The following is a 22,514-nucleotide window of genomic DNA, read 5'->3' as shown; positions in this document are numbered from 1 at the left end:
GATCCCTGGCAGTGGTTAGAGCACGGGAGGGACAAACGGTTTGCGTCGCAGGAAACGACCTCGCCCGGCTTTGCCTGTAAAGGTGCCGTCACAGAAAATCGTTTCACCACGGGATAATGTTCTGACAATCGCGCCCTGACAGGTAAACCCCTCCCAGGGCGAGTAGTCGGCGTTGTCGTGGAGATGGCGATGCTGAATTTGTTGGCTCTGACGTGGGTCGATAATCACCACGTCACCATCGGAACCGGGCGCTAATATCCCTTTTTGCGGCCACAGGCCAAACAGCCTGGCGGGCATTGCGCTGGTTAATTCAACAAAACGTTCCGGTGTTATACGTCCCGTCATCACGCCACTGGAAAACAGTAACTGCATGCGGTTTTCCACACCGGGTAAGCCATTTGGGCAGCGACTGAAATCGCCTTTAGAAATTTGCAGGCGTTGAGCCATCGAGAAGGTGCAGTGATCGGTCGCCACCACGTCAATCGCACCATCGCTGATGCCACACCACAGTTTGTCCTGCTCGCGTACGTTACGCAGCGGTGGGCTAAGAATGAACTTCATGCCATCTTCTGTATCGTAACTGCGTTCGTCCAACAGGAGATATTGTGGGCAGGTTTCAACCCAGACTGGCTGGTGATTCGCACGGGCAAGACGCAGATAATCCAGACCTAAGCCGTTAGACAGATGCACGATATAGAGCGGGGCGTTACCGGCAATTTGTGCCAGGTTAATCATGCGGGCGATGGCTTCCGCTTCGCATTCCAGAGGGCGACTCAAGGCGTGATAGCGCGGCGCGGTTAACCCTGCGGCGATAAACTCCGCCCGCTTGCTGGCGATAGCTGCATCATTTTCCGGGTGCACGGTGGTCAGCGCGCCGGACTCATGCAAGCGGCGTAACGCCTGCAAAACTTCGTCATCGTTGAGTTTGTATTGATAGGTTAAATAGAGTTTAAAACTGCTCAGTCCTTCTTCGACCATCATCGGAATTTCGTCGAGGATGGCGTGATTAATGTGCTGGATCACACCGTGAAAGCTGTAGTCGATGACCGCCTTATGGGCGGCATAACCACGATAAATCTCCAGTTGATGGCGTAACCGACAGCCGTTTGGGCCAAATCCCATATGGTCAATAATGGTTGTTGTACCGCCACACGCAGCTGCGCGGGTACCGGTAAAAAAATCATCACAACTGCGCGCGATGCCGACATCAATATTGAAATGCGTATGGACATCCACGCCGCCAGGGAAAACGTAACAGCCAGTGGCATCAATTTCTTCATACGGGAGCTGCGGCGAAATATTGCTGCCCAATTGGCGAACAATCCCGCTCTCAATCAGCAAATCTTGTTTGGCTTGTCCATCTGCGTTAACGACAGTGCCGTTTTTGATCAATACGCGCATAGCAAACTCCAAAAACCCTCCGGCGAACCGGAGGGGAATAAGTGAAGAGTAATTATTCGGTTGCCAGCCAGCTTAACGGGATTGCAGCGTACATCGCGGCACAGGTCACCAGGTGAGATTTCCAGGTTTTTTCGTTAGGTGCATGCGCTTCAGGTTCTTTACCCGGGCCAAAGCCGATCACCGGAATGCCGTGACGGCCCATGATAGATACGCCGTTAGTTGAGAAGGTCCACTTATCAACAACCGGCGCTTTGCCAAACAGCCCTTCGTAGGCATTCACCAGTGCTTTAACAGTGAAGTGATCTTCTTCCACTTTCCAGGTCGGGAAGTAGCATTCTGTTGGGTAAACCAGGCCAGTCCAGGACGGACGGTCGTAGTTGTACATAGAAACAACCGCGTTAGCTTTCTGTACCGCAGGCAGGGCGCGGATTTCGTCCAGCGCGCCTTCCCAGGTTTCGCCCCAGGTCAGACGACGGTCGATTGAAACTGCGCAGCTATCTGCTACAGCGCAACGGCTTGGGGATGTGAAGAAAATTTCAGAAACGGTGAGGGTGCCTTTGCCGAGGAATTCGTCATAGCCCAGGCGCTGGGAGAGTTCCTGCAATTCGCCAAGAATCGGACCCATTTTGAAAATGGCGTTGTCACCGCGTTCTGGTGCAGAACCGTGGCAGCTAACACCCTGAACATCAATGCGAATTTCCATACGACCGCGTTGACCACGGTATACCTGGCAATCAGTCGGTTCAGTACTGACCACAAATTCCGGGCGAATGCCGGATTGTTCAATAATGTACTGCCAGCACAGACCGTCGCAGTCTTCTTCCTGCACCGTACCGGTAACCAGCAGGGTATATTCATCTTCCAGACCGAGGTCTTTAATGATTTTACCGGCATAAACCATAGACGCCATGCCGCCTTCCTGATCGGAAGTACCACGACCACCGATCAGCTCATCGGTTTCCATACCTTCGTACGGATCGAAGTCCCAGTTTTTGATGTTGCCAATGCCGACGGTATCAATATGAGCGTCCATTGCCACCAGACGCGGGCCGTGGCCGATATAACCGAGAACGTTGCCCATCGGGTCGATTTCAACTTTATCGAAGCCGACTTTTTCCATCTCTTCTTTAATACGATGTACTACGCGTTTTTCGTCGCAGCTTTCACTGGGAATAGCAACCATATCGCGCAGGAAGCGAGTCATGTCTGCCTGGTAATCTTTTGCTTTTTCAAGAATCAGTTTGAATGGAATATTCTTAGCCATTATTTTTCTCCAGATTTTTTACTCCCCGTTTTGCGGGGAGCTGTTCCAATAGGGTGATTAAGGTGCTACAGAGTGTTTGCCTTCCCAGACAACTTCGCGGTAGTGCTTCACGTCGGTGTCGCCTTCAGTGCTGATAACCAGCACTACGGCATCTTTGTTCAGCGCCAGTTTTTCCATCAGGCTTTGACGTTGCGGGTGATAATGAACAGCCGCGAGAACGCCCAAACCGACAGCGCCAGATTCACCGGAGATGATGCGTGGATCGTTGCCGTACGGATTACCCAGTACGCGCATACCTAATGCGGCAACGCTGTCCTGGCAGGAGATGAATTGGGTGGCGCAGTTACGTAGGATTTCCCAGCCCAGCGGGTTAGGTTCGCCACAGGCCAGGCCTGCCATGATGGTGGCCATATCACCGCCAACGTTGACGATGTCGCCTTTGACGCCAGAGCGATAAATACAGTCAGCTTTGTCAGGTTCAACAATAATGCTGTGCAGATTTTGCGGGCTGTAGACATCGACCAGATAACCCAGCACACCACCGGCCATCGCGCCGACACCGGCTTGCAGCAGAACGTGCGTCGGGGTTACGCCCATTTCACGCATTTGCTCGACGGCTTCATCTGCCAGTGTTGCATAGCCCTGCATGATCCAGGTTGGGATTTTGGTGTAACCTTCCCAGGCGGTATCTTGCACCACTTCCCAGCCGTGCTGCTGTGCGTGTTGCATGGTCAGGCGAACGGTATCGTCATAGTTCATATCCGTGACGATGCACTCGGCACCGAGGTTCAGAATGGCGTCAACGCGTTCCTGAGCAGAACCTTTCGGCATGTAAATCACCGCATTCTGTCCGAGTTGCTGCGCTGCCCATGCCACACCGCGCCCGTGGTTACCGTCGGTGGTGGTTGCGAAGGTCATTTTTTCGCCGATAGCATTTTTCAGGTGCTCAAATGACAGCGTTTCGATATCAAGATGATATTTTTCGCACAATAATTGAGCGATGGCGTATGCACCGCCGAGCATTTTGAAGGCGTTCAGACCGAATCGTTTTGATTCGTCTTTGACGAGAATTTTCTTCACACCAAAAAGGTTTGCGAGATCGTCCAGCGCACAAAGCGGTGTTGGGCGATAACCAGCAATTTTCTGGTGGAACTGGCGCGCCAGTTTGGCCTGGCTTTGCGAAAAGAGCGGTGATGTTTCGCCGTTGAAAAATTTGTTATCGGCGATATCAATCTTCAATGAGAAAACGGACATATCCTATCCTTTTGGCCTCTGGAAATAGAGGGCCGACCAGCTGATCGGCCCGAGGGGTTATTTCACGCGTTCTTGCGCTTCTTTCAGCAGTTGCTCGAGCAGTGCACCTGGTTTGGCGTATTTACGGGACAGGATCATCGCGGCGATGATATAAGGCTTCCAGCTGGCTTCTTTGTAGGTTGCGATACGGTATTTTTCGAATACGCCTTCAGTCACTTCACCTTCTTTACAGGATACGCCGCTGATATCAGCTGGCAGGCAGTGCATGTACAGGGCTTCGCCATCACGGGTCAGTTCCATCATCTCTTCAGTACAATGCCAGTCTTTGTGTTGCGCGTTCTGTGCCAGACACTGTTTTTCCAGTGCTTTTAAGCCTTCGTGATCGTTCGCACGCAGCAATTCAGTACGCTCTTCCATCACTTTGTAAGGTGCCCATGACTTCGGATAAACGATGTCTGCGTCTTTGAAGGCTTCTTCCATGCTGGTGACCTGACGGAAGCTACCACCGGAGGCTTTAGCATTGTTTTTAGCGACTTCAACGACATCCGGGATCAGGTCGTAGCCTTCCGGATGGGCCAGGGTGACATCCATACCGAAGCGAGTCATCAGGCCGATGATGCCTTGTGGTACAGAGAGCGGTTTGCCATAGCTTGGTGAGTAGGCCCAGGTCATGGCGATTTTTTTACCTTTCAGGTTTTCCAGCGAACCAAAGTGTTCACGTAACCATGCGAGGTCAGCCATTGACTGAGTCGGGTGGTCAATATCGCATTGCAGGTTCACTAAAGCCGGACGCTGCGGCAGTACGCCCTGCTTGTAGCCGTCATCAAGTGCAGCGCCAACTTCACGCATATAGGCGTTGCCTGCGCCCAGATACATATCGTCACGAATACCGATGGCATCGGCGCAGAAGGAGATCATATTGGCGGTTTCACGCACGGTTTCGCCGTGAGCGATTTGTGATTTGCCTTCGTCGAGATCTTGCTGTGCAAGGCCGAGCAGGTTAAGCGCGGAAGCATAAGAGAAGCGGGTACGGGTGGAGTTGTCGCGGAATACGGAAATACCTAATCCACTATTAAAGACTTTGGTTGAGATGTTTTCAGCACGCAGTGCTTTTAATGCTGCGGCAACGTCCAGTACTTGTTTCAGTTCATCTGGCGTCTGTTCCCACGTTAACAAAAAATCTTTCTCGTGAAGGTGAGAGGTCAGCGAATTGATATCCTTAATCAGCTCATTAACAGTTTTCATCATAAAGTCCCGGTAGTGGAATGACAGGCAAAGAGGTTTATTTCACTGTGACTTGCCAAGTGATTGGTGTTTTCACAGCTATACCAGGGACTAACAATAAGTGTGCCAGAATTATCCACGTGGCTGCAAAAGACTAATTTGACGGATAATGTGTGGGGTTGATCACAAATTGATGCCAGCTTCTGGTTGTTTGTAAAATACGAAAACGTTTGGCTTTTTTTATCGCGTTATTTATTTGCTGCTAAGTGTCAGAAATAAGATAAAGGGGCAGGTTATCCCTCGTCAGTTTGATAAACTCACCGCCGTAATTCTCATATTGATATAGAAATGTGATATCTCTTCCATAATTTCATTAGAAAGTGATAAAAATCTTATGTTTTTATCAAAGCCAATTTCGTCTGAGTTAATATCATCATGATCTGTGAACCATCAACGTCTTCAATGATCGACTTTTAAGTAAGTCTGGAAGGTAAAGCTATGGAGCTTGCTACTACGCAGTCAGTATTGATGCAAATTCAACCGACAATTCAGCGTTTTGCCAGAATGCTTGCCAGCGTTTTGCAGCTTGAGGTTGAGATCGTTGATGAAAACTTGTGTCGCGTCGCCGGAACGGGCGCGTATGGGAAGTTTCTTGGTCGCCAGTTGAGCGGCAACTCACGCCTGCTCCGCCACGTCCTGGAAACGAAAACTGAAAAAGTTGTGACACAGTCTCGCTTCGATCCCCTTTGTGAAGGTTGCGATAGTAAAGAAAATTGCCGTGAAAAAGCATTTCTGGGTACGCCTGTCATTTTACAGGATCGTTGTGTTGGGGTGATAAGTTTGATTGCCGTTACCCACGAGCAACAAGAACATATCAGTGATAATTTACGCGAATTTTCTGATTACGTTCGCCATATATCCACCATTTTTGTTTCGAAACTTCTGGAGGATCAGGGGCCAGGAGATAACATCAGTAAAATATTCGCGACCATGATCGATAATATGGATCAGGGCGTTTTAGTTGTTGATGACGAAAATCGGGTTCAGTTTGTTAATCAGACTGCCTTAAAAACACTCGGTGTTGTGCAAAATAATATTATTGGGAAACCTATCCGTTTCAGACCATTAACATTTGAGAGTAATTTTACCCATGGACATATGCAGCATATTGTTTCGTGGGACGATAAAAGTGAATTAATCATTGGTCAATTGCATAACATTCAGGGCCGACAATTATTTTTAATGGCGTTTCACCAATCGCATACCAGTTTTTCTGTAGCAAATGCACCTGATGAACCGCATATTGAACAATTGGTTGGCGAGTGCCGTGTTATGCGGCAATTAAAACGACTCATTAGCCGTATTGCACCCAGCCCATCCAGCGTTATGGTGGTTGGTGAAAGCGGCACGGGTAAAGAAGTTGTCGCCCGTGCAATCCATAAGTTGAGCGGAAGACGGAATAAACCTTTTATTGCTATCAACTGTGCCGCGATTCCGGAGCAGCTTCTGGAGAGCGAACTGTTCGGTTATGTTAAAGGCGCATTTACTGGCGCTTCTGCCAACGGTAAAACAGGGTTGATTCAGGCGGCGAATACGGGCACGCTGTTTCTCGATGAAATAGGTGATATGCCATTAATGTTGCAGGCTAAATTACTGCGCGCTATTGAGGCACGTGAAATTCTGCCGATTGGTGCCAGTAGCCCAATACAAGTCGACATTCGCATCATTTCTGCAACTAACCAGAATTTGGCCCAGTTCATTGCCGAAGGTAAATTCCGCGAAGATCTCTTCTACCGACTTAATGTTATCCCGATAACTCTGCCACCGCTGCGTGAACGTCAGGAAGATATTGAACTACTGGTGCATTACTTTTTACATCTGCATACCCGTCGTCTGGGATCGGTTTATCCTGGCATTGCTCCTGATGTCGTCGAAATATTGCGTAAGCATCGTTGGCCCGGAAACCTGCGCGAGTTAAGCAATTTGATGGAATATCTGGTTAACGTGGTTCCTTCAGGTGAAGTTATCGACAGCACGCTATTGCCGCCAAATCTGCTGAATAATGGCACAACGGAGCAAAGTGATGTAACAGAGGTCAACGAGGCGCACCTGGCACTCGATGATGCGGGCGGCACGGCGCTGGAGGAGATGGAAAAGCAAATGATCCGCGAGGCGCTTTCACGTCATAACAGCAAGAAGCAAGTTGCTGATGAACTGGGCATCGGCATTGCTACGCTCTATCGCAAGATTAAGAAATATGAGTTGTTAAACACATAACCTCAGTGAATCCGGCCTGAATTCAGGCCGGATATCCTTTTACTTCGTTTTCTCGCAATCCAGAACTGTATTTACAATCATCTGATACCCCGTGCAGCGACAAAGATTTCCCGCCAGTCCGCGACGAATTTCCGTAATGGTTAATGGCTTCTCGCGTGGTTTCGCCAGCATTGCTGTGGTAGCCATAATCAGGCCAGGCGTACAAAACCCGCACTGCACTGCGCCGGATTTCGCATAAGCCTGCTGAACATGAGAAAGTTTTCCGCCTTTCGCTTCACCTTCCAGCGTGCGGATCTCTTTTCCTTCAGCCCAGGCGGCAAGGTATAAGCAACTGTCTATTGCTGTGCCGTCGACCAGCACCGTACAGGCACCACATTCACCCACGCAGCACCCTTGTTTGACACTTAGCAGTCCTTGTTCGCGGAGTAATTCCGAGAGTGGCGTGCCTGGTGCGGCGTGAAGCTGAAAAGGTATCCCGTTAATGGTGCATTCGATGGTAATTGTTTCGCTGTGATTCATTGCAATTTTCCCCCCGCCGCGGCGACGGCTTCGCTAATCACTTTTTTGGTCATCGTCTGGATGAGATGCAGACGAAACTCTTTACTGGCCCGCCATGAAGAACGCGGGGCGACATCTTGCAGGACAGATTCGCTGATAGCTTCCAGCGTTTGCAGGTTTAATGGCGCATTTTGTGCAGTCTGTTCGGCATGTTGGCAGCGAATCGGCGTTGGCGCTGCAACACCAAATGCCAGGCGTAATTCGCTGAAATTGCCGTTATCCAGTCGGCAATGTGCGGCGCAGCCAATCGTTGAAATATCCATTGCGTCGCGCATGGCATATTTAAAATGCGCGCTGCCCGCGTGTTCTTTCGGCTGGGGCGGAAAATGAAAGGAGACAAGGATTTCGTCATGCTCAAGAGACACTTTGCCCGGTCCAGTGTGAAAGCCATTAATCGGGACGAAACGAACACCGCGCGGGGAGTGAATCTCCAGTTTCGCGTCATAAATTAGCGTTGGCGTGGCAGAATCTGCGCTGGTAGCACCGTTGCAAATATTTCCACCGTAGGTAGCGACGTTACGGATCTGCGGTCCGGCAATGGATGAGGCCGCAGCACATAACGCTGGGAGATGACGTTGAGTTACAGGATCTTCAATGAGCTGGGTAAATGTCGTTGCAGAGCCGATACGTAGTGAGCCATCTTCCGCCAGCGTAATTCCCCGCAGCTCCGCCAGATTGTGAATATCAACAATATGGCGATAACGGTCATTGTGATGGTGGAGCTGAATCAGTACGTCAGTGCCACCGGCGAGCAGTTTGGCCTGCGGGTTGTCAGCCAGCAGGTTGATGGCATCGGCAAGGGTTGCTGCGCGATGGTAAGAAGCAAAATCAAACATGATGTTATCCTCAAATCAATCCTGCCAGATGGAACTCTTCATATAACCGTTTTGGCGTCAGCGGCAGTGTATTGATTGCAACACCGGTAGCCATCTTCACCGCGTTACGAATAGCAGCGGCAACAGGAATTATTGGTGGCTCACCCAGTGACTTATGTCCGTATGCGGATTGCGGCTCATTGATTTCGACGAACGCGCTTTCCAGATGTGGCAGATCCGGCATGGTCGGCATTTTGTAATCCAGCAGATTGGGGTTACGGACCACGCCGCTTTTCGCATCGATGATCATCTCTTCAAATAGCGCCCAGCCAATGCCCATTCCCATTCCGCCGTGTACCTGACCTTCTGCCAGCAGCGGATTTAGAATATGCCCCGAATCATGAACGTTGAGGATGCGGTTGATGGTGACTTTACACAGCGCAATATCGACCGTCAGATCAACAAAGGTACAGCCAAACGCCGGTGGGTTAGTGGTGGTTTTGATGGAGCTTTCAGCAGAGAGCTGCCCGCCGCGTTCAGGGTGGTAGAAGGCGTCCATCGCCAAATCTTTTAACGACATTAACGGCTCTTCCGGTCGTTCAACCAGCACGATATGGCCTTTTATCAAGGTAAGATTCATCGCTGACTGATGTAGCATGACAGCGGCGTGAGCGATGATTTTCTCCTTTAATAACAGTGCCGCACTGCGCAGCGCAGGCGCGGCAACATAGCTCTGGCGTGAGGCAAATGCACCGGGATCGAACGGCGTAATGTCGGTATCTTGGGTTGAAATAACGCGAACGTCGCTGACCGGAACCCCCACGGTTTCTGCTACCATTTGCGAGAAGACGGTGTCGGCCCCCTGACCGATTTCCGTGGCACCACTCTGTACGTTGAGGGTTCCATCCTGATTCATCAGAAGGCGCGCGCCTGCTATTTCTACGCCGACAGGCCAGGTGTTAGAGGTGTAGCTAAAACAGGCGACGCCAACGCCGCGGCGTAAATTGCCTTGCTGGTTCTGGCATTCTGCACGGCGTTTTTCCCATTCAAAGATTTTCCGGCCTTTTTCAAGACACTCCGGCAACCCTGCGCTGTAAATACGTTTGCCCGTGAGCGGATTAGCATCTCCTTCGCGGGCGGCGTTGCGTAAACGAATTTCAACAGGATCAATACCTAACGCTGTCGCGGCGTCATCAAGCATAGACTCAACGGCAAATACGACTTGTGGCGCGCCATAACCACGCATCGCACCAGCCGAGGGGAGGTTGGTATAGCAGGTCTTTGAACTGTAAGCGTAGGCACAACGAGGATAAAGGTAAGCGACTTTATTCCCCCCTGCAGAAGCGATGGAGTGCCCGTGAGATGCATAAGCGCCGGTGTTAGACAGAACATCCAGACTATAACCTTTCAATGTTCCGTCGCGGTTCACGCCCATTTGCCCGTCAATAGTAAAAGCGTGGCGGGTACGGGTTGCGAGGAAACACTCTTCACGGCTAAGGGAAACTTTCACCGGAATGCCGCCAAGCTTGCTGGTCAGGAATGCCGCCATTGGCTCTTCCAGCACATCCTGTTTATTACCAAAACCGCCACCGACAAACGGTTTGATAACTCGTACGCATGACCAGGGAATATCCAGCGCCTGACCAACTACGCGGCGAACAATGTGCGGGATCTGGGTGCTGGAAACGATGGTAATTCGCGAGTCATCCTCCATCCATGCCAGCGATGTCACGCTTTCCATGTGACAATGTTGAATAACGGGAGTCTGATAGTGCCCCTGCACCTGGTAATCGGCGGCATCGATTGTTTGTTGGACATTACCCGTCGACATCGTGCTTTGTTTTAGTAAATTGCCGCCGTTATGGATTGGTGCAGCGTCATCTGCCAGCGCCGCTTCTGGCGTGGTGATAACGGGTAATTCTTGCCACTCAATGCTGACCAATTGCGCCGCTTTTTCTGCCGTGAGTTCATCACGGGCCACGACGATGGCAACGGCGTCACCATGATGACGAACATGGCGAGTTAGCAGTGCGCGATCGGCGGTATCGCGCTTGTTTTCGTCAAGTGTCCATGCATGCCCAGCTGTAGCGAATGGGATATCAGGTACATCTTCCCAGGTAAAAATCGCCAGTACGCCTGGTAAACTTCTGGCTTGTTCATCATTAATACCTACGGCATAACCATGTGCGATAGGGCTACGTACATATTTCGCGTAACACATGCCCGCCATAACATAATCGTCAGTATATCGTGCCCGCCCGGTGACCTTAGCAATGGCATCTACGCGCATGCATGATTCACCTGTAGCGGTTGCTTCCCGCGCTTCCATAGAAATCCCCTCGATTTGAACATTTGGTTCTTATGGCAAAGATTTAGTCTAAGCAGGCAAGATTTACGCCAGAAACGACGATAAGCGTTAAGGGAGGAAGGAAGTGTGATGATGTTAAAAAAACACAGATATGATACGAAACAGGACCCTGAATAGGGGCAGTGATACGTATCAATATGAGTGGCGATAAAATCAATGTGATAAATCAGGATTATTACGCATCAGGATGGAAATAGGGTAAAAGTCAGGAACTTCGATACCTCTGCAGCGAATATTTTGCTGATGATACTTCCCTTTGCCAAATGAAATTAACCTCTTTCTATATTACCGCGTTTTTCCAGAAGCAAGAGATTGGGTATCCAGAGGCTGGCTGCTATGATATGGCGTCTTGTTTTTTAAGCGAGGAAAGATTTTGAGTGCGGGACGCCTGAATAAAAAATCTCTGGGTATCGTGATGTTGTTATCGGTTGGTCTGCTTTTGGCGGGCTGTTCGGGTAGCAAATCATCCGATACAGGAACGTATTCCGGCTCCGTTTACACCGTGAAACGGGGGGATACGCTATATCGTATTTCGCGCACCACGGGAACCAGCGTAAAAGAACTTGCGCGACTGAACGGCATTTCACCCCCTTACACCATTGAAGTTGGTCAGAAACTAAAACTGGGTGGGGCGAAAAATAGCAGTAGTACACGTAAATCAACCGCCAAATCAACGACCAAAACCGCATCGGTTACACCGTCATCAGCGGTACCGAAATCTTCCTGGCCGCCAGTAGGGCAACGTTGTTGGTTATGGCCAACGACAGGGAAAGTTATCATGCCGTATTCGACAGCTGATGGCGGCAATAAAGGGATTGATATCTCAGCTCCACGGGGTACACCTATTTACGCCGCGGGTGCAGGAAAGGTGGTGTATGTGGGCAACCAGCTGCGTGGCTACGGTAATCTCATCATGATTAAACACAGTGAAGATTACATTACGGCTTACGCCCATAATGACACGATGCTGGTAAATAATGGGCAAAGCGTGAAGGCTGGGCAAAAAATCGCCACTATGGGGAGCACTGATGCGGCATCTGTTCGCCTGCATTTCCAGATTCGTTACCGTGCAACGGCAATTGATCCGCTACGTTACTTGCCGCCTCAGGGCAGCAAGCCAAAATGCTGATGGCGAATTAATCAGCAGTCAGCAGCGCGGCACTTGCTAAGGAGAGCGTAAGGTTTATAATGCCTTACGCATCTCGAAGCGGGCGTAGTTCAATGGTAGAACGAGAGCTTCCCAAGCTCTATACGAGGGTTCGATTCCCTTCGCCCGCTCCAATTTATCTTCACCTCATCAATCTGCCATTTTTGCTGTATCTGATTTTCTATATTATCTTAATTCAAACGCTTCAGACTTTTCCCAATCGCTGTAACACTTCCCCATTTTTTTGTAAATAAAAAGCGTTTACGCAATGCAATCCTTTTGTAACAACCCAGGTAAAATACCTTATTTTCAAGTTGTTAAATAAGTGGTTATCTACGCTTTTAACAAACGATTGATGGAATATTTTATGAAAGGGAAATCTGCATTAACTCTTCTGCTCGCTGGTATATTTTCGTGCGGCACATGCCAGGCGACAGGGGCAGAAGTGACGAGTGAATCTGTATTTAACATTCTTAATTCCACGAGGGCAGCAACAGATAAAAGTTATTTATCGTTAAATCCAGATAAGTATCCTAATTATCGTCTTCTGATTCACTCAGCCAAATTACAAAATGAAATAAAGAGCCACTATACCAAAGACGAAATTCAAGGATTGTTTACATTAACAGAAAACACACGAAAGTTAGCGTTGACGGAGAAACCCTGGGGAACGTTTATTCTTGCTTCTACTTTCGAAGATGACAAAACAGCGGCAGAAACCCACTATGATGCTGTCTGGCTGAGGGATAGTTTATGGGGCTATATGGCATTAGTATCAGATCAGGAAAATAGGGTAGCTGCAAAAAAGATTCTGCTCACCCTGTGGGATTATATGTCTACGCCCGACCAGATTAAGCGGATGCAGGATGTCATTAGCAACCCAAAACGACTGGATGGAATTCCCGGGCAAATGAATGCTGTGCATATCCGATTTGACAGCAACTCCCCCGTGATGGCAGATGTGCAGGAAGAAGGCAAGCCGCAGCTGTGGAACCATAAACAAAATGATGCTTTAGGTCTTTATCTTGATCTCCTTATACAAGCAATCGACACTGGTACTATTAACGCTGAAGATTGGCAAAAAGGTGACCGATTAAAATCGGTTGCGCTGCTGATTGCTTATCTGGATAAAGCCAATTTCTATGTTATGGAAGATTCCGGAGCGTGGGAAGAAGATGCCAGATTAAACACATCTTCCGTTGCACTGGTGACCTCTGGACTGGAACGTTTGTCGAACTTACTCTCGAAGAAAGACTCTGTTTTTGTCTCTGATTTACTACGCGAAGCTAAAGCTAATGAACTGGATGAACCTCTTTCAACAACGAGGTTGAACCACCTCATAGATAAAGGTTATGAAAGAATAACGTTACAGCTTGATTTAGGGGGAGAATCCCCAGGTTATCTGGAAAAAGATAAACATTACAGAGAAGCCGATGCGGCTTTACTTAATGTTATTTATCCTGCAAATCTTTCAAAGATAAATACCAGAAGAAAAGAGCAAGTTCTAAAAATAGTTAAAAAACTAGCAGGTCCGTATGGTATAAAAAGATACGAGAAGGATAATTATCAGTCGGCAAATTTTTGGTTCAATGATATTAAAACTGATACCGATCAAAATTCACATGCGAAAAGAGAAAAGAGCTTCATTCCATCAACAGAAGCAGAATGGTTTTTTGACTCATGGTATGCAAAATCAGCAGCAATTGTTTATAAAGAATCAAGAAAAGAAGAATATTTGAATGACTCAGTGCAATTTATGAATAGATCATTGGCCCAAATAACAGGCGAGAATATGATTGGTGCAAATGGCAGGAGCGTACCTGAAATGGCACTTCCCGAAAGCTATAACTATATCCACAAGTCAGGAACTTTGCATGAAGCGCCAAGCCCTATCATTCCGCTAAACTGGTCGAAAGCCTCAATGACTCTTATGTTGAAAGAAATGTCCAACCTTATCAATGATGAGGGAAATAAATAGTTTTCATAATGAGGCGGTCCTGGATTAAAAGGACCGCTCAAAGAGAAATCGTAAGGGAGGTAAAAGTGATCAATAAATTACTGTTAGCTTACCTGATAGGTCTGGTTGTGACATCGACCTTAATATTTATCTTCTCGGAAGAAAAAGTAACATATCGGTTGTTTGCTGCAGTAATTACAGGGTTGACCTGGCCGCTTAGCCTCATTCCATCCATCATAAGTCTCATGATTCGTAAATCCGACTAACAAGAAAATTATATGAACGATTAAGAAAAATAGAATCGAAAAAGAGAATAAAATATATGCGGGGAGTAACAAAACACTCGCAGTGCGTTAATGTGTAACTAACAAATATGATTTTTATTGAAAATAGTCACCAAACAAGTGTTATAAGAAATACGGGGTATGTTTAAGTAAAACATATCAACAGTTGCAATTCTGTATATGGACAGGATGACTTACTACTGTAAGTGGCTGATAGCTATTCACTCATAACAAAATCATTATTTTATAAATAGTAATCATCACTTTTTAATCATGTTTTTATAGCAAGTTTATGGAGAATGAGAATATGGAATAAGGAGATGAAACATGATTGAAGAAGGGCTGTTACTTCCAATGAATGTTTTGCTTCAAGGACAGAAGTTAACCCTACTGGACCCTGAAATGTGGTTCTTACGGGGAAATGAAAACAAGGATGTAACCCTTGTTATTACGATTGGTAATAACCATCAAAAATTAATGGTAGTGGAAGATATATTACTGCTCATTGACCGAAGCCAAATTGAGGTAACTGCAGGGAAAGTAATTTATCATCCACTTCGCATTGATATCCTGAGTAAATTATTAGCTTTTATAGATGAATCAACGGGGAGTGTGGAAAGGGAACACCATGAATTGTTTGCTGATGCCTTGCCCTTTGCATCAGAAGTTGTGCTATTCAGTAAAGTTGCAAGTGAAGCCTGGTTTTTAGCCACTTATCTGAGCAGCGATAATATTAATGAAATTCTGTTTCAGCATCTAAGAAAAACAGAATGCTATAAACTGGTTCGCTATTTATTATCGCAATCGCTCATACAGACTTCACTCTATGATCTTGGTGAGCTTTACGGCGTATCGTATTCACATTTTCGCCGTTTATGTAGTTATGCATTGGGTGGTAAAGTTAAAACGGAATTATGTGGCTGGAGAGTTGCCAGAGCCGTGTTGGAAATCATTGAAGGAAACAGTGATATGACAACAATTGCGCATAAATATGGCTACTCATCCTCATCACACTTTTCAGCCGAAGTAAAAAGCCGGTTAGGAAAAACACCGAGAGAACTATGTAAAAAGTTATGAAAATAAAATTACGTATTACTATTATATTAATTTCAGCCTTATGCATTTTTAATGGATTATTGACTCCTGGTGCATATGCCGCAACAGCGAATGGATACGTAGCAAATAAAGAAAATCTACGTAGTTTTTTTGAAACGGTTTCATCATATGCGGGTAAGCCTACAATAGTAAGTAAGCTTGCCATGAAGAAACAGATCAGCGGAAATTTTGATTTAACCGAACCCTATGCCTTGATTGAACGCCTGTCGGCGCAGATGGGACTTATTTGGTACGATGATGGCAAAGCTATTTATATCTATGACTCATCAGAGATGCGTAATGCGCTGATTAATCTGAGAAAGGTATCGACGAATGAGTTTAATAATTTTTTAAAAAAATCAGGTCTGTATAACTCTCGTTATGAAATTAAAGGGGGGGGCAATGGTACTTTCTATGTTTCAGGGCCACCGGTGTATGTTGACCTGGTCGTTAATGCTGCAAAATTGATGGAGCAAAACAGCGATGGCATCGAGATCGGACGAAATAAAGTAGGAATAATTCATCTGGTCAACACATTCGTTAATGATCGGACTTATGAATTACGTGGCGAAAAGATAGTTATTCCTGGCATGGCAAAAGTACTATCGACGTTGTTAAATAATAACATTAAGCAAAGCACTGGGGTTAACGTACTTTCTGAAATTTCAAGTCGTCAACAACTAAAAAACGTATCACGTATGCCTCCTTTTCCTGGTGCTGAAGAAGATGATGACCTACAAGTAGAGAAAATAATATCGACAGCTGGAGCGCCAGAGACTGACGATATACAAATTATTGCATATCCTGATACCAACAGTTTACTTGTTAAAGGAACAGTATCTCAGGTTGATTTTATCGAGAAGTTAGTAGCTACGCTCGATATTCCAAAGCGACATATTGAATTATCTTTATGGATAATAGATATTGATAAGACTGATCTAGAACAGTTAGGAGCTGACTGGTCGGGCACGATAAAAATTGGATCCAGCCTAAGTGCATCATTTAATAATTCAGGTTCAATTAGTACACTGGATGGGACACAGTTTATTGCAACAATACAGGCACTTGCGCAAAAAAGAAGAGCCGCCGTTGTTGCGCGTCCTGTTGTTTTAACACAGGAGAATATTCCTGCTATATTTGATAATAACCGTACTTTCTATACTAAATTAGTCGGCGAGCGTACTGCGGAGTTAGATGAAGTAACCTATGGTACGATGATTAGCGTGCTACCACGATTTGCTTCACGAAATCAAATTGAATTACTCTTGAATATTGAAGATGGCAATGAAATCAATTCCGACAAGACCAATGTTGATGATCTGCCTCAGGTTGGTAGAACGCTTATAAGTACTATTGCGCGCGTGCCTCAAGGGAAAAGTCTTTTGATTGGTGGATATACACGAGATACGAATACCTATGAAAGTCGCAAGATCCCAATATTAGGCAGTATTCCATTTATTGGTAAATTATTTGGATATGAAGGAACAAATGCGAATAACATCGTTCGTGTCTTTCTTATTGAGCCAAGAGAGATCGATGAGCGCATGATGAATAATGCGAATGAGGCTGCGGTTGACGCCAGAGCAATAACACAGCAAATGGCAAAAAATAAAGAAATCAACGATGAATTACTGCAGAAATGGATAAAAACTTACCTGAATCGTGAAGTCGTCGGAGGATAGTGAAATGGCGATTCATGTAGAGCATGTCGGTGTATTAGAAAGAGCCAGAGAAGTTTCTCGCTTAGAGGACATTATCACAGAAGATAATGAAGATATTGAAGCTGAAATGCCTAAAATGGGGGATGATCCCGCCGGTAAAGAAGCTCGATTCTTACAAGCTACTGACGAGATGTCAGCAGCGTTAACGCAGTTTATGAAGAAAAAAATCTACGAAGAACAACTGGCCAACTTTCTGGACGGAGAAGAATATGTCCTGGAAGATCAGCCAATAGAAAAAACCGATAAAGTCATGGAGGCGCTTAAGGCTGCAACTACCCATGACTATGAAGTGTATAGCTTTGCTAAAAAATTATTTCCAGATGAAAGCGATCTGGTGGTTGTATTACGTGCAATTTTACGTAAAAAACAAATATCTGAAAATGTGCGGCTAAACGCTGAAGCATTACTTAGAAAAGTTAATCAAGAGACTACTAAAAAATTCATTAATAGTGGCATTAACTCGGCATTAAAAGCAAAGTTATTTGGCCAGGCGTTGTCATTAAATCCAAAATTACTAAGGGCAAGTTATCGACAATTTTTAATGGCAGAAGACGATGCTGTAGATACTTATGTAGAATGGATTGGTAGTTATGGCTATCAAAATAGAATGCTAGTGACAAAATTTATCAAAGAGACACTTTTCTCAGATATAAATGCACTTGATGCGAGTTGTTCATCATTGGAATTTGGTATGTTTCTCAATAAGTTGTCACAACTATTGTCTCTTCAGTCGGCAGAGGCTTTATTTCTGAAAACTTTAATGAATAACCCAATAATTAAAAAATTTATTAGCGCAGAAGATTACTGGATATTTTTTCTGATATCGTTAATAAAATTTCCTGAGACTGCAGAGGAACTCCTGAAAAATGCACTGGTAACCCTACCCGCAGATGCTAATTATAAAGACAAAACGTTACTCCTGAAGGCGATTTACAGCGGATGTACAAATCTTCCATTTTCACTTTTTATTAATAATGAACAATTATTAGAGATTAGGGAGTGTTGTAAACAGGCAATAAAAGTAACATTTGCAGCAGAGCTCTTTGATACACAAAATAGTAATAAAAAACAAAATAAAAAACCATGGAAGAAGGTAATGTTCAATGTTTAACAAAGTTTTGATAGGGTTAAGGAGTCATCCAGAATTAATAATTCTTGGATTAATGGTGATGATTATCGCCATGCTCATAATTCCATTGCCCACCTACTTAATCGATTTTTTGATTGGGCTGAACTTAACATTGGCAATACTTGTGTTTTTAGGATCATTCTATGTTGATAGGATCTTAAGTTTTTCTTCATTCCCATCAATTCTCCTCATCACAACGTTATTTCGTTTGGCGCTGGCGATCAGTACCAGTCGACTTATACTTCTTGAGGCGGACGCCGGAGAAATTATAACGAGTTTTGGTGAATTCGTTATTGGAGATAGCCTGGTAGTTGGTTTTGTTATTTTCTCCATTGTTACTATTGTTCAGTTTATCGTGATTACTAAAGGTTCGGAACGTGTGGCTGAAGTTGCTGCCCGCTTTTCGCTTGACGGTATGCCAGGTAAACAAATGAGTATTGACGCCGATCTACGCGCCGGGATCATTGATGCAGATTTAGCAAAAGAACGTCGTAGCGTATTAGAACGAGAGAGTCAGCTGTATGGTTCCTTTGATGGTGCGATGAAATTTATCAAAGGTGATGCTATTGCAAACATCATTATTATCTTTGTTAATATTATCGGTGGGCTATCAGTAGGAGTAGGCCAAAATGGAATGGATTTCTCGACAGCGTTGACCGTCTACACAATTCTTACCGTCGGTGATGGTCTTGTTTCTCAAATTCCAGCTTTATTAATTGCTATTAGCGCAGGGTTTATCGTAACGCGCGTGAATGGCGATAGTGATAATATGGGGCAAAATATAATGTCCCAGTTATTAAGTAATTCTTTTGTCATTATTGTGACATGTGTCCTCGCGCTAAGTATTGGGTTGCTTCCAGGTTTTCCCCTTCTTGTGTTTTTATGTTTGGCAGTAATCTTAGGAATTTATTTTTACTTTAAATTCAAAAAGAAAGGGGTTGAAGAAACGGTTGTTGAGGGAGATGTCACCGTTGGGTTGGAACCCTATAATCAGGATGATGATATTTCATTAGGTATTATTAATAAACTTGATCAGGTTATTACCGAAACGGTACCCTTGGTTTTGATTATGAATAGTGTACAGGCTAAAAAATACACTGAAATCAATCTTGCTGATAGGATTCGTAGTCAGTTTTTTATTGAGTATGGTATCCGTATTCCCGGTATTGTCATTCGCGAGGGGGAAGGCCTTAATGATGAAGATGTCATATTAATGCTAAACGAAGTCAGAGCCTCGCAATTTAAAATTTATCATGATCTTGTCTTGTTGGTTGAATATTCAGATGAAGTGGTTTCGACTTTGATCAAGAAACCTGTCATCGTAAATAGTAATGGTGAACAATATTATTGGGTTACAAAAAGTGATGCCCAAAAATTAACAAAAATTGGCTGTTATACTCGCACGGCCATGGATGAAATGTACAATCATTTATCTGTATGTCTGGCTCATAATATTAATGAGTATTTTGGTATACAAGAAACCAAATATATTCTTGATCAATTAGAGATGAAGTATCCTGATCTATTAAAAGAAATATTAAGATATATAACCGTGCAGCGCATTTCAGAGGTAATTCAGCGTCTGATCCAGGAGCGAATTTCAGTGCGCAATATGCGTTTAGTTATGGAGGCTTTAGCATTATGGAGCCCACGAGAGAAAGATATAATTACACTCGTCGAGCATGTACGAGGTGCATTAGGTCGCTACATTTGCCATAAGTTTTCATATTCTGGAGAAATTAAAGCAATTGTGATTTCGCCTGAAATAGAGGACAGAATCAGAGATGGTGTCAGGCCTACCGCTGGCGGTACTTTTCTTAATCTCGATGCATCCGAAGCTGAGATGATTCTGGATAATTTTAAACTGGCTCTTTCTGGAATCAATATTCCTATTAAAGACATTATTTTACTGGGATCTGTGGATATTCGTCGTTTTATCAAAAAACTTATTGAATCTAGTTATCGAGACCTCGAAGTACTTTCGTACGGGGAACTAACGGAAAATGTTCCCGTTAATATTCTGAAAACTATTTAGGATAATGTCTTGCGATATGGAGCATGCTGGTATGAAAAAATTAAAACTATTAAATAAATACAGCTACTTACATAGCATAAACGGCTCGCTGATTGAAGCAGAGCTTGACGACGTTTCAGTGGGCGAAGTATGCGAAATTTATGCGAGCTGGCAAGCAAATGAACGTATAGCCAGGGCTCAGGTCGTTGGCTTTCGCAATGGAAAGACATTATTAAACCTTATAGGCAGCTCTGTGGGGCTTACACGTACTGCAGTTTTGAAACCAACGGGAGAGCAGTTAACCATACAGATCAGTGATGCCTTTCTTGGTTCAGTTTTGAATGCTTCTGGTCAAATTATGGAAAGGTTTGTCCCGGACACTCCAGGCGATAGGGGAAATTTACGCCTGATTGATGAACTGCCACCGTCGTATCAGGAGCGTCGAGTTATTAATACACCACTAGAGACACGGATAAGAGTCATTGATGGCGTACTGACATGTGGCATTGGTCAACGTGTTGGGATTTTCGCATCAGCTGGCTGTGGCAAAACGGTTTTAATGCATATGCTTGTAAACAACACTGAAGCTGATGTGTTTGTTATTGGCTTGATTGGCGAACGTGGAAGGGAAGTTACGGAATGCGCGGAATCGCTGAAAAAATCAGTAAATGCAGCAAAATGTGTTTTGGTTTATGCCACCTCTGATTTTTCGTCAGTAGATCGGTGTAATGCCGCCCTGATGGCGACAACCGTGGCAGAGTATTTTAGAGATCGAGGAAAGAGAGTTGTACTTTTTATCGACTCAATGACGCGGTATGCACGAGCACTACGTGATATGAAACTGGCAGCGGGTGAACCACCTGCCAGACGTGGTTATCCTGCTTCTGTTTTTGACAGTTTACCTCGCTTACTGGAGAGGCCGGGACCAACACTAAAAGGAAGTATTACTGCGTTTTATACCGTATTACTGGAGGGGGAGGATGAATCAGACCCACTGGGTGATGAAATTCGCTCAATCCTTGATGGCCATATCTATCTAAGTCGCAAACTCGCTGGGCAAGGTCATTATCCGGCAATAGATGTACTAAAAAGTGTGAGTCGAGTATTTGGTCAGGTCACTGATGAAAAACACAGAGATAATGCTGCGCGGGTAAGGAAGATCCTCACAACTTTGGAAGATCTACAGGTGTTTATTGATTTAGGGGAATATCGCGCTGGGCAAAATGCTGAAAATGATTTTGCTATGAATGCACGGCCTAAACTCACAAATTGGTTGAAACAGTCAGTTAATGAAAAAATGCCAATGAGTGAAACGCTAAAAGAGCTTGAACGAATTGTTAAGTAAAGTTAATCGACTTATCAGAAGAACAGCGCAGAGCCTGGCTGCATGTGAAGCATCATTACAAAAGTTAAATGCAGAAAAAGAAAAGTTAGCCGAAAAGGAACGCCTGTATGATATGCAACTTAAAAACCTACAGTCACTGTTAGATATGAAAGAGTTACTCGGCGAAGTTGTATTTCGACAGGATATATTTTACTCGTTACGTAAAGTTGCAGTCATTCAGCAGCAGATCGCTGAGATAAATCTTGAAAAGCAAAAAATAGCAGAGCGGCGAAAAATACTTAACAAGGAAATAGTTCAACAGCAAGCACAAAGAAAACACTGGTGGCTAAAAGGAGAAAAGTACGATCGACTAAAGAAGCGCATCAAAAAACAACTTTTAAATCAGATGCTTTATCAAGACGAGCTTGAACAGGAGGAGAAATATAATGGACGAAGTCAAGAAAATTGAACATTATAAAATTTTAAACACAGACACATCCGAGAATTCTGCTGCGGATTTAGACAGTTTCTTAAAGAAAAACAAAAAAAATAAAGAAATGAGTGAGATTGTTGCTGGATCCATTCTCCAGTTATTACGTCAGGCTCAGGATAGCCAATTTTCTACGTTGGGGAAAAAGAATGGGCAAATGAAGTCTATTGATAATAAATCGTCTCTCCAGGT

The 22,514-nt window shown here is 45.0% G+C and carries 17 protein-coding genes, 1 tRNA gene and 1 pseudogene; 12 read left to right on the top strand and 7 right to left on the bottom strand.

The window, feature by feature from the left end; genetic code table 11:
* Positions 1-15: 15 nt before the first annotated feature.
* Genes hyuA through ygeW form a run of 4 tightly spaced genes read right to left on the bottom strand, consistent with a single transcriptional unit; the run spans position 16 to position 5,164 of the window.
* Positions 16-1,401 carry a D-phenylhydantoinase gene (gene hyuA / locus ACJHXB_RS01325; protein ID WP_001604788.1) on the bottom strand — a complete coding sequence of 462 codons (1,386 nt, stop codon included), beginning with the start codon at positions 1,399-1,401 and terminating at the stop codon, positions 16-18.
* A 52-nt stretch (positions 1,402-1,453) separates the two neighbouring features.
* Positions 1,454-2,665, bottom strand: a complete 1,212-nt coding sequence (locus tag ACJHXB_RS01320; protein WP_001107125.1) for a YgeY family selenium metabolism-linked hydrolase — start codon at positions 2,663-2,665, stop codon at positions 1,454-1,456.
* A 57-nt stretch (positions 2,666-2,722) separates the two neighbouring features.
* On the bottom strand, positions 2,723-3,919 hold the full coding sequence (dpaL, locus tag ACJHXB_RS01315) for a diaminopropionate ammonia-lyase (protein WP_000110494.1): 1,197 nt from the start codon (positions 3,917-3,919) through the stop codon (positions 2,723-2,725).
* Positions 3,920-3,976: 57 nt separating this feature from the next.
* Positions 3,977-5,164, bottom strand: a complete 1,188-nt coding sequence (gene ygeW, locus ACJHXB_RS01310; RefSeq protein WP_000859787.1) for a knotted carbamoyltransferase YgeW — start codon at positions 5,162-5,164, stop codon at positions 3,977-3,979.
* A gap of 477 nt (positions 5,165-5,641) precedes the next feature.
* Here ygeW and ACJHXB_RS01305 point away from each other — a divergent pair, with 477 nt between their 5' ends.
* On the top strand, positions 5,642-7,420 hold the full coding sequence (locus ACJHXB_RS01305; protein WP_000417789.1) for a sigma-54 interaction domain-containing protein: 1,779 nt from the start codon (positions 5,642-5,644) through the stop codon (positions 7,418-7,420).
* Positions 7,421-7,459: 39 nt separating this feature from the next.
* On the opposite strand, the gene xdhC is transcribed toward ACJHXB_RS01305, so the two are convergent.
* Genes xdhC through xdhA form a run of 3 tightly spaced genes read right to left on the bottom strand, consistent with a single transcriptional unit; the run spans position 7,460 to position 11,122 of the window.
* Positions 7,460-7,939, bottom strand: a complete 480-nt coding sequence (gene xdhC, locus ACJHXB_RS01300; RefSeq protein ID WP_001016587.1) for a xanthine dehydrogenase iron sulfur-binding subunit XdhC — start codon at positions 7,937-7,939, stop codon at positions 7,460-7,462.
* Entirely contained in the window at positions 7,936-8,814 is an 879-nt protein-coding gene (xdhB, locus tag ACJHXB_RS01295) for a xanthine dehydrogenase FAD-binding subunit XdhB (RefSeq protein ID WP_001604786.1), read from the bottom strand. Before xdhB ends, xdhC begins: the two co-directional genes overlap by 4 nt.
* Positions 8,815-8,824: 10 nt before the next feature.
* On the bottom strand, positions 8,825-11,122 hold the full coding sequence (gene xdhA / locus ACJHXB_RS01290) for a xanthine dehydrogenase molybdenum-binding subunit XdhA (RefSeq protein WP_001604784.1): 2,298 nt from the start codon (positions 11,120-11,122) through the stop codon (positions 8,825-8,827).
* A 412-nt stretch (positions 11,123-11,534) separates the two neighbouring features.
* On the opposite strand from xdhA, the gene actS reads away from it, so the two are divergent.
* The 11 genes and pseudogenes from actS to ACJHXB_RS01235 all read left to right on the top strand — a co-directional run.
* Positions 11,535-12,290, top strand: coding sequence for an amidase activator ActS (gene actS / locus ACJHXB_RS01285; RefSeq protein WP_001603437.1), 756 nt, complete (start codon positions 11,535-11,537; stop codon positions 12,288-12,290).
* Between the two features lie 78 nt (positions 12,291-12,368).
* Positions 12,369-12,442 (top strand) — tRNA-Gly (locus tag ACJHXB_RS01280).
* 221 nt (positions 12,443-12,663) lie between these two features.
* Positions 12,664-14,286 (top strand): glycoside hydrolase family 15 protein, encoded by a 1,623-nt coding sequence (locus ACJHXB_RS01275; RefSeq protein WP_032159276.1) that lies wholly within the window; start codon positions 12,664-12,666, stop codon positions 14,284-14,286.
* A 65-nt stretch (positions 14,287-14,351) separates the two neighbouring features.
* On the top strand, positions 14,352-14,531 hold the full coding sequence (locus ACJHXB_RS01270; RefSeq protein WP_001305821.1) for a GhoT/OrtT family toxin: 180 nt from the start codon (positions 14,352-14,354) through the stop codon (positions 14,529-14,531).
* A gap of 345 nt (positions 14,532-14,876) precedes the next feature.
* Complete coding sequence (locus ACJHXB_RS01265; protein ID WP_000568782.1) at positions 14,877-15,626, top strand: helix-turn-helix domain-containing protein; 750 nt, start codon at positions 14,877-14,879, stop codon at positions 15,624-15,626.
* Positions 15,623-17,326: a type III secretion system outer membrane ring subunit SctC gene (gene sctC, locus ACJHXB_RS01260; protein ID WP_000694681.1), complete on the top strand. Its 1,704-nt coding sequence runs from the start codon at positions 15,623-15,625 to the stop codon at positions 17,324-17,326. The genes ACJHXB_RS01265 and sctC overlap by 4 nt, the downstream gene beginning before the upstream one ends.
* Before the next feature lie 4 nt (positions 17,327-17,330).
* On the top strand, positions 17,331-18,476 hold the full coding sequence (locus ACJHXB_RS01255; protein WP_000974422.1) for a YopN/LcrE/InvE/MxiC type III secretion system gatekeeper: 1,146 nt from the start codon (positions 17,331-17,333) through the stop codon (positions 18,474-18,476).
* Positions 18,469-20,529 carry an EscV/YscV/HrcV family type III secretion system export apparatus protein gene (locus tag ACJHXB_RS01250; RefSeq protein WP_001604776.1) on the top strand — a complete coding sequence of 687 codons (2,061 nt, stop codon included), beginning with the start codon at positions 18,469-18,471 and terminating at the stop codon, positions 20,527-20,529. The genes ACJHXB_RS01255 and ACJHXB_RS01250 overlap by 8 nt, the downstream gene beginning before the upstream one ends.
* Before the next feature lie 31 nt (positions 20,530-20,560).
* Positions 20,561-21,853, top strand: coding sequence for a type III secretion system ATPase SctN (gene sctN, locus ACJHXB_RS01245; protein ID WP_000734312.1), 1,293 nt, complete (start codon positions 20,561-20,563; stop codon positions 21,851-21,853).
* Positions 21,843-22,301, top strand: a complete 459-nt coding sequence (locus ACJHXB_RS01240) for a hypothetical protein (RefSeq protein WP_001559743.1) — start codon at positions 21,843-21,845, stop codon at positions 22,299-22,301. The genes sctN and ACJHXB_RS01240 overlap by 11 nt, the downstream gene beginning before the upstream one ends.
* A pseudogene (locus tag ACJHXB_RS01235) lies at positions 22,279-22,509 on the top strand (type III secretion protein); the annotation flags it as partial. The gene ACJHXB_RS01240 and the pseudogene ACJHXB_RS01235, both read left to right, overlap by 23 nt.
* Positions 22,510-22,514: the final 5 nt, after the last annotated feature.

This window comes from Escherichia sp. WS3227_2 (genome assembly GCF_046486495.1).
GTDB classification, from domain to species: Bacteria; Pseudomonadota; Gammaproteobacteria; order Enterobacterales; family Enterobacteriaceae; genus Escherichia; species Escherichia coli.
The sequence above is the reverse complement of the archived record's forward strand: the minus strand, read 5'-3'. Positions and strand labels throughout refer to the sequence as shown.

Excerpts from the sequence above, each read along its gene's own strand:
- ACJHXB_RS01320 (WP_001107125.1), bottom strand. The coding sequence starts at position 2,665 with ATGGCTAAGAATATTCCATTCAAACTGATTCTTGAAAAAGCAAAAGAT.
- xdhB (WP_001604786.1), bottom strand. The coding sequence starts at position 8,814 with ATGTTTGATTTTGCTTCTTACCATCGCGCAGCAACCCTTGCCGATGCC.
- xdhC (WP_001016587.1), bottom strand. The coding sequence starts at position 7,939 with ATGAATCACAGCGAAACAATTACCATCGAATGCACCATTAACGGGATA.
- hyuA (WP_001604788.1), bottom strand. The coding sequence starts at position 1,401 with ATGCGCGTATTGATCAAAAACGGCACTGTCGTTAACGCAGATGGACAA.
- ACJHXB_RS01275 (WP_032159276.1), top strand. The coding sequence starts at position 12,664 with ATGGAATATTTTATGAAAGGGAAATCTGCATTAACTCTTCTGCTCGCT.
- ACJHXB_RS01255 (WP_000974422.1), top strand. The coding sequence starts at position 17,331 with ATGGCGATTCATGTAGAGCATGTCGGTGTATTAGAAAGAGCCAGAGAA.
- ygeW (WP_000859787.1), bottom strand. The coding sequence starts at position 5,164 with ATGAAAACTGTTAATGAGCTGATTAAGGATATCAATTCGCTGACCTCT.
- dpaL (WP_000110494.1), bottom strand. The coding sequence starts at position 3,919 with ATGTCCGTTTTCTCATTGAAGATTGATATCGCCGATAACAAATTTTTC.
- ACJHXB_RS01250 (WP_001604776.1), top strand. The coding sequence starts at position 18,469 with ATGTTTAACAAAGTTTTGATAGGGTTAAGGAGTCATCCAGAATTAATA.
- ACJHXB_RS01265 (WP_000568782.1), top strand. The coding sequence starts at position 14,877 with ATGATTGAAGAAGGGCTGTTACTTCCAATGAATGTTTTGCTTCAAGGA.
- sctC (WP_000694681.1), top strand. The coding sequence starts at position 15,623 with ATGAAAATAAAATTACGTATTACTATTATATTAATTTCAGCCTTATGC.
- xdhA (WP_001604784.1), bottom strand. The coding sequence starts at position 11,122 with ATGGAAGCGCGGGAAGCAACCGCTACAGGTGAATCATGCATGCGCGTA.
- ACJHXB_RS01305 (WP_000417789.1), top strand. The coding sequence starts at position 5,642 with ATGGAGCTTGCTACTACGCAGTCAGTATTGATGCAAATTCAACCGACA.
- sctN (WP_000734312.1), top strand. The coding sequence starts at position 20,561 with ATGAAAAAATTAAAACTATTAAATAAATACAGCTACTTACATAGCATA.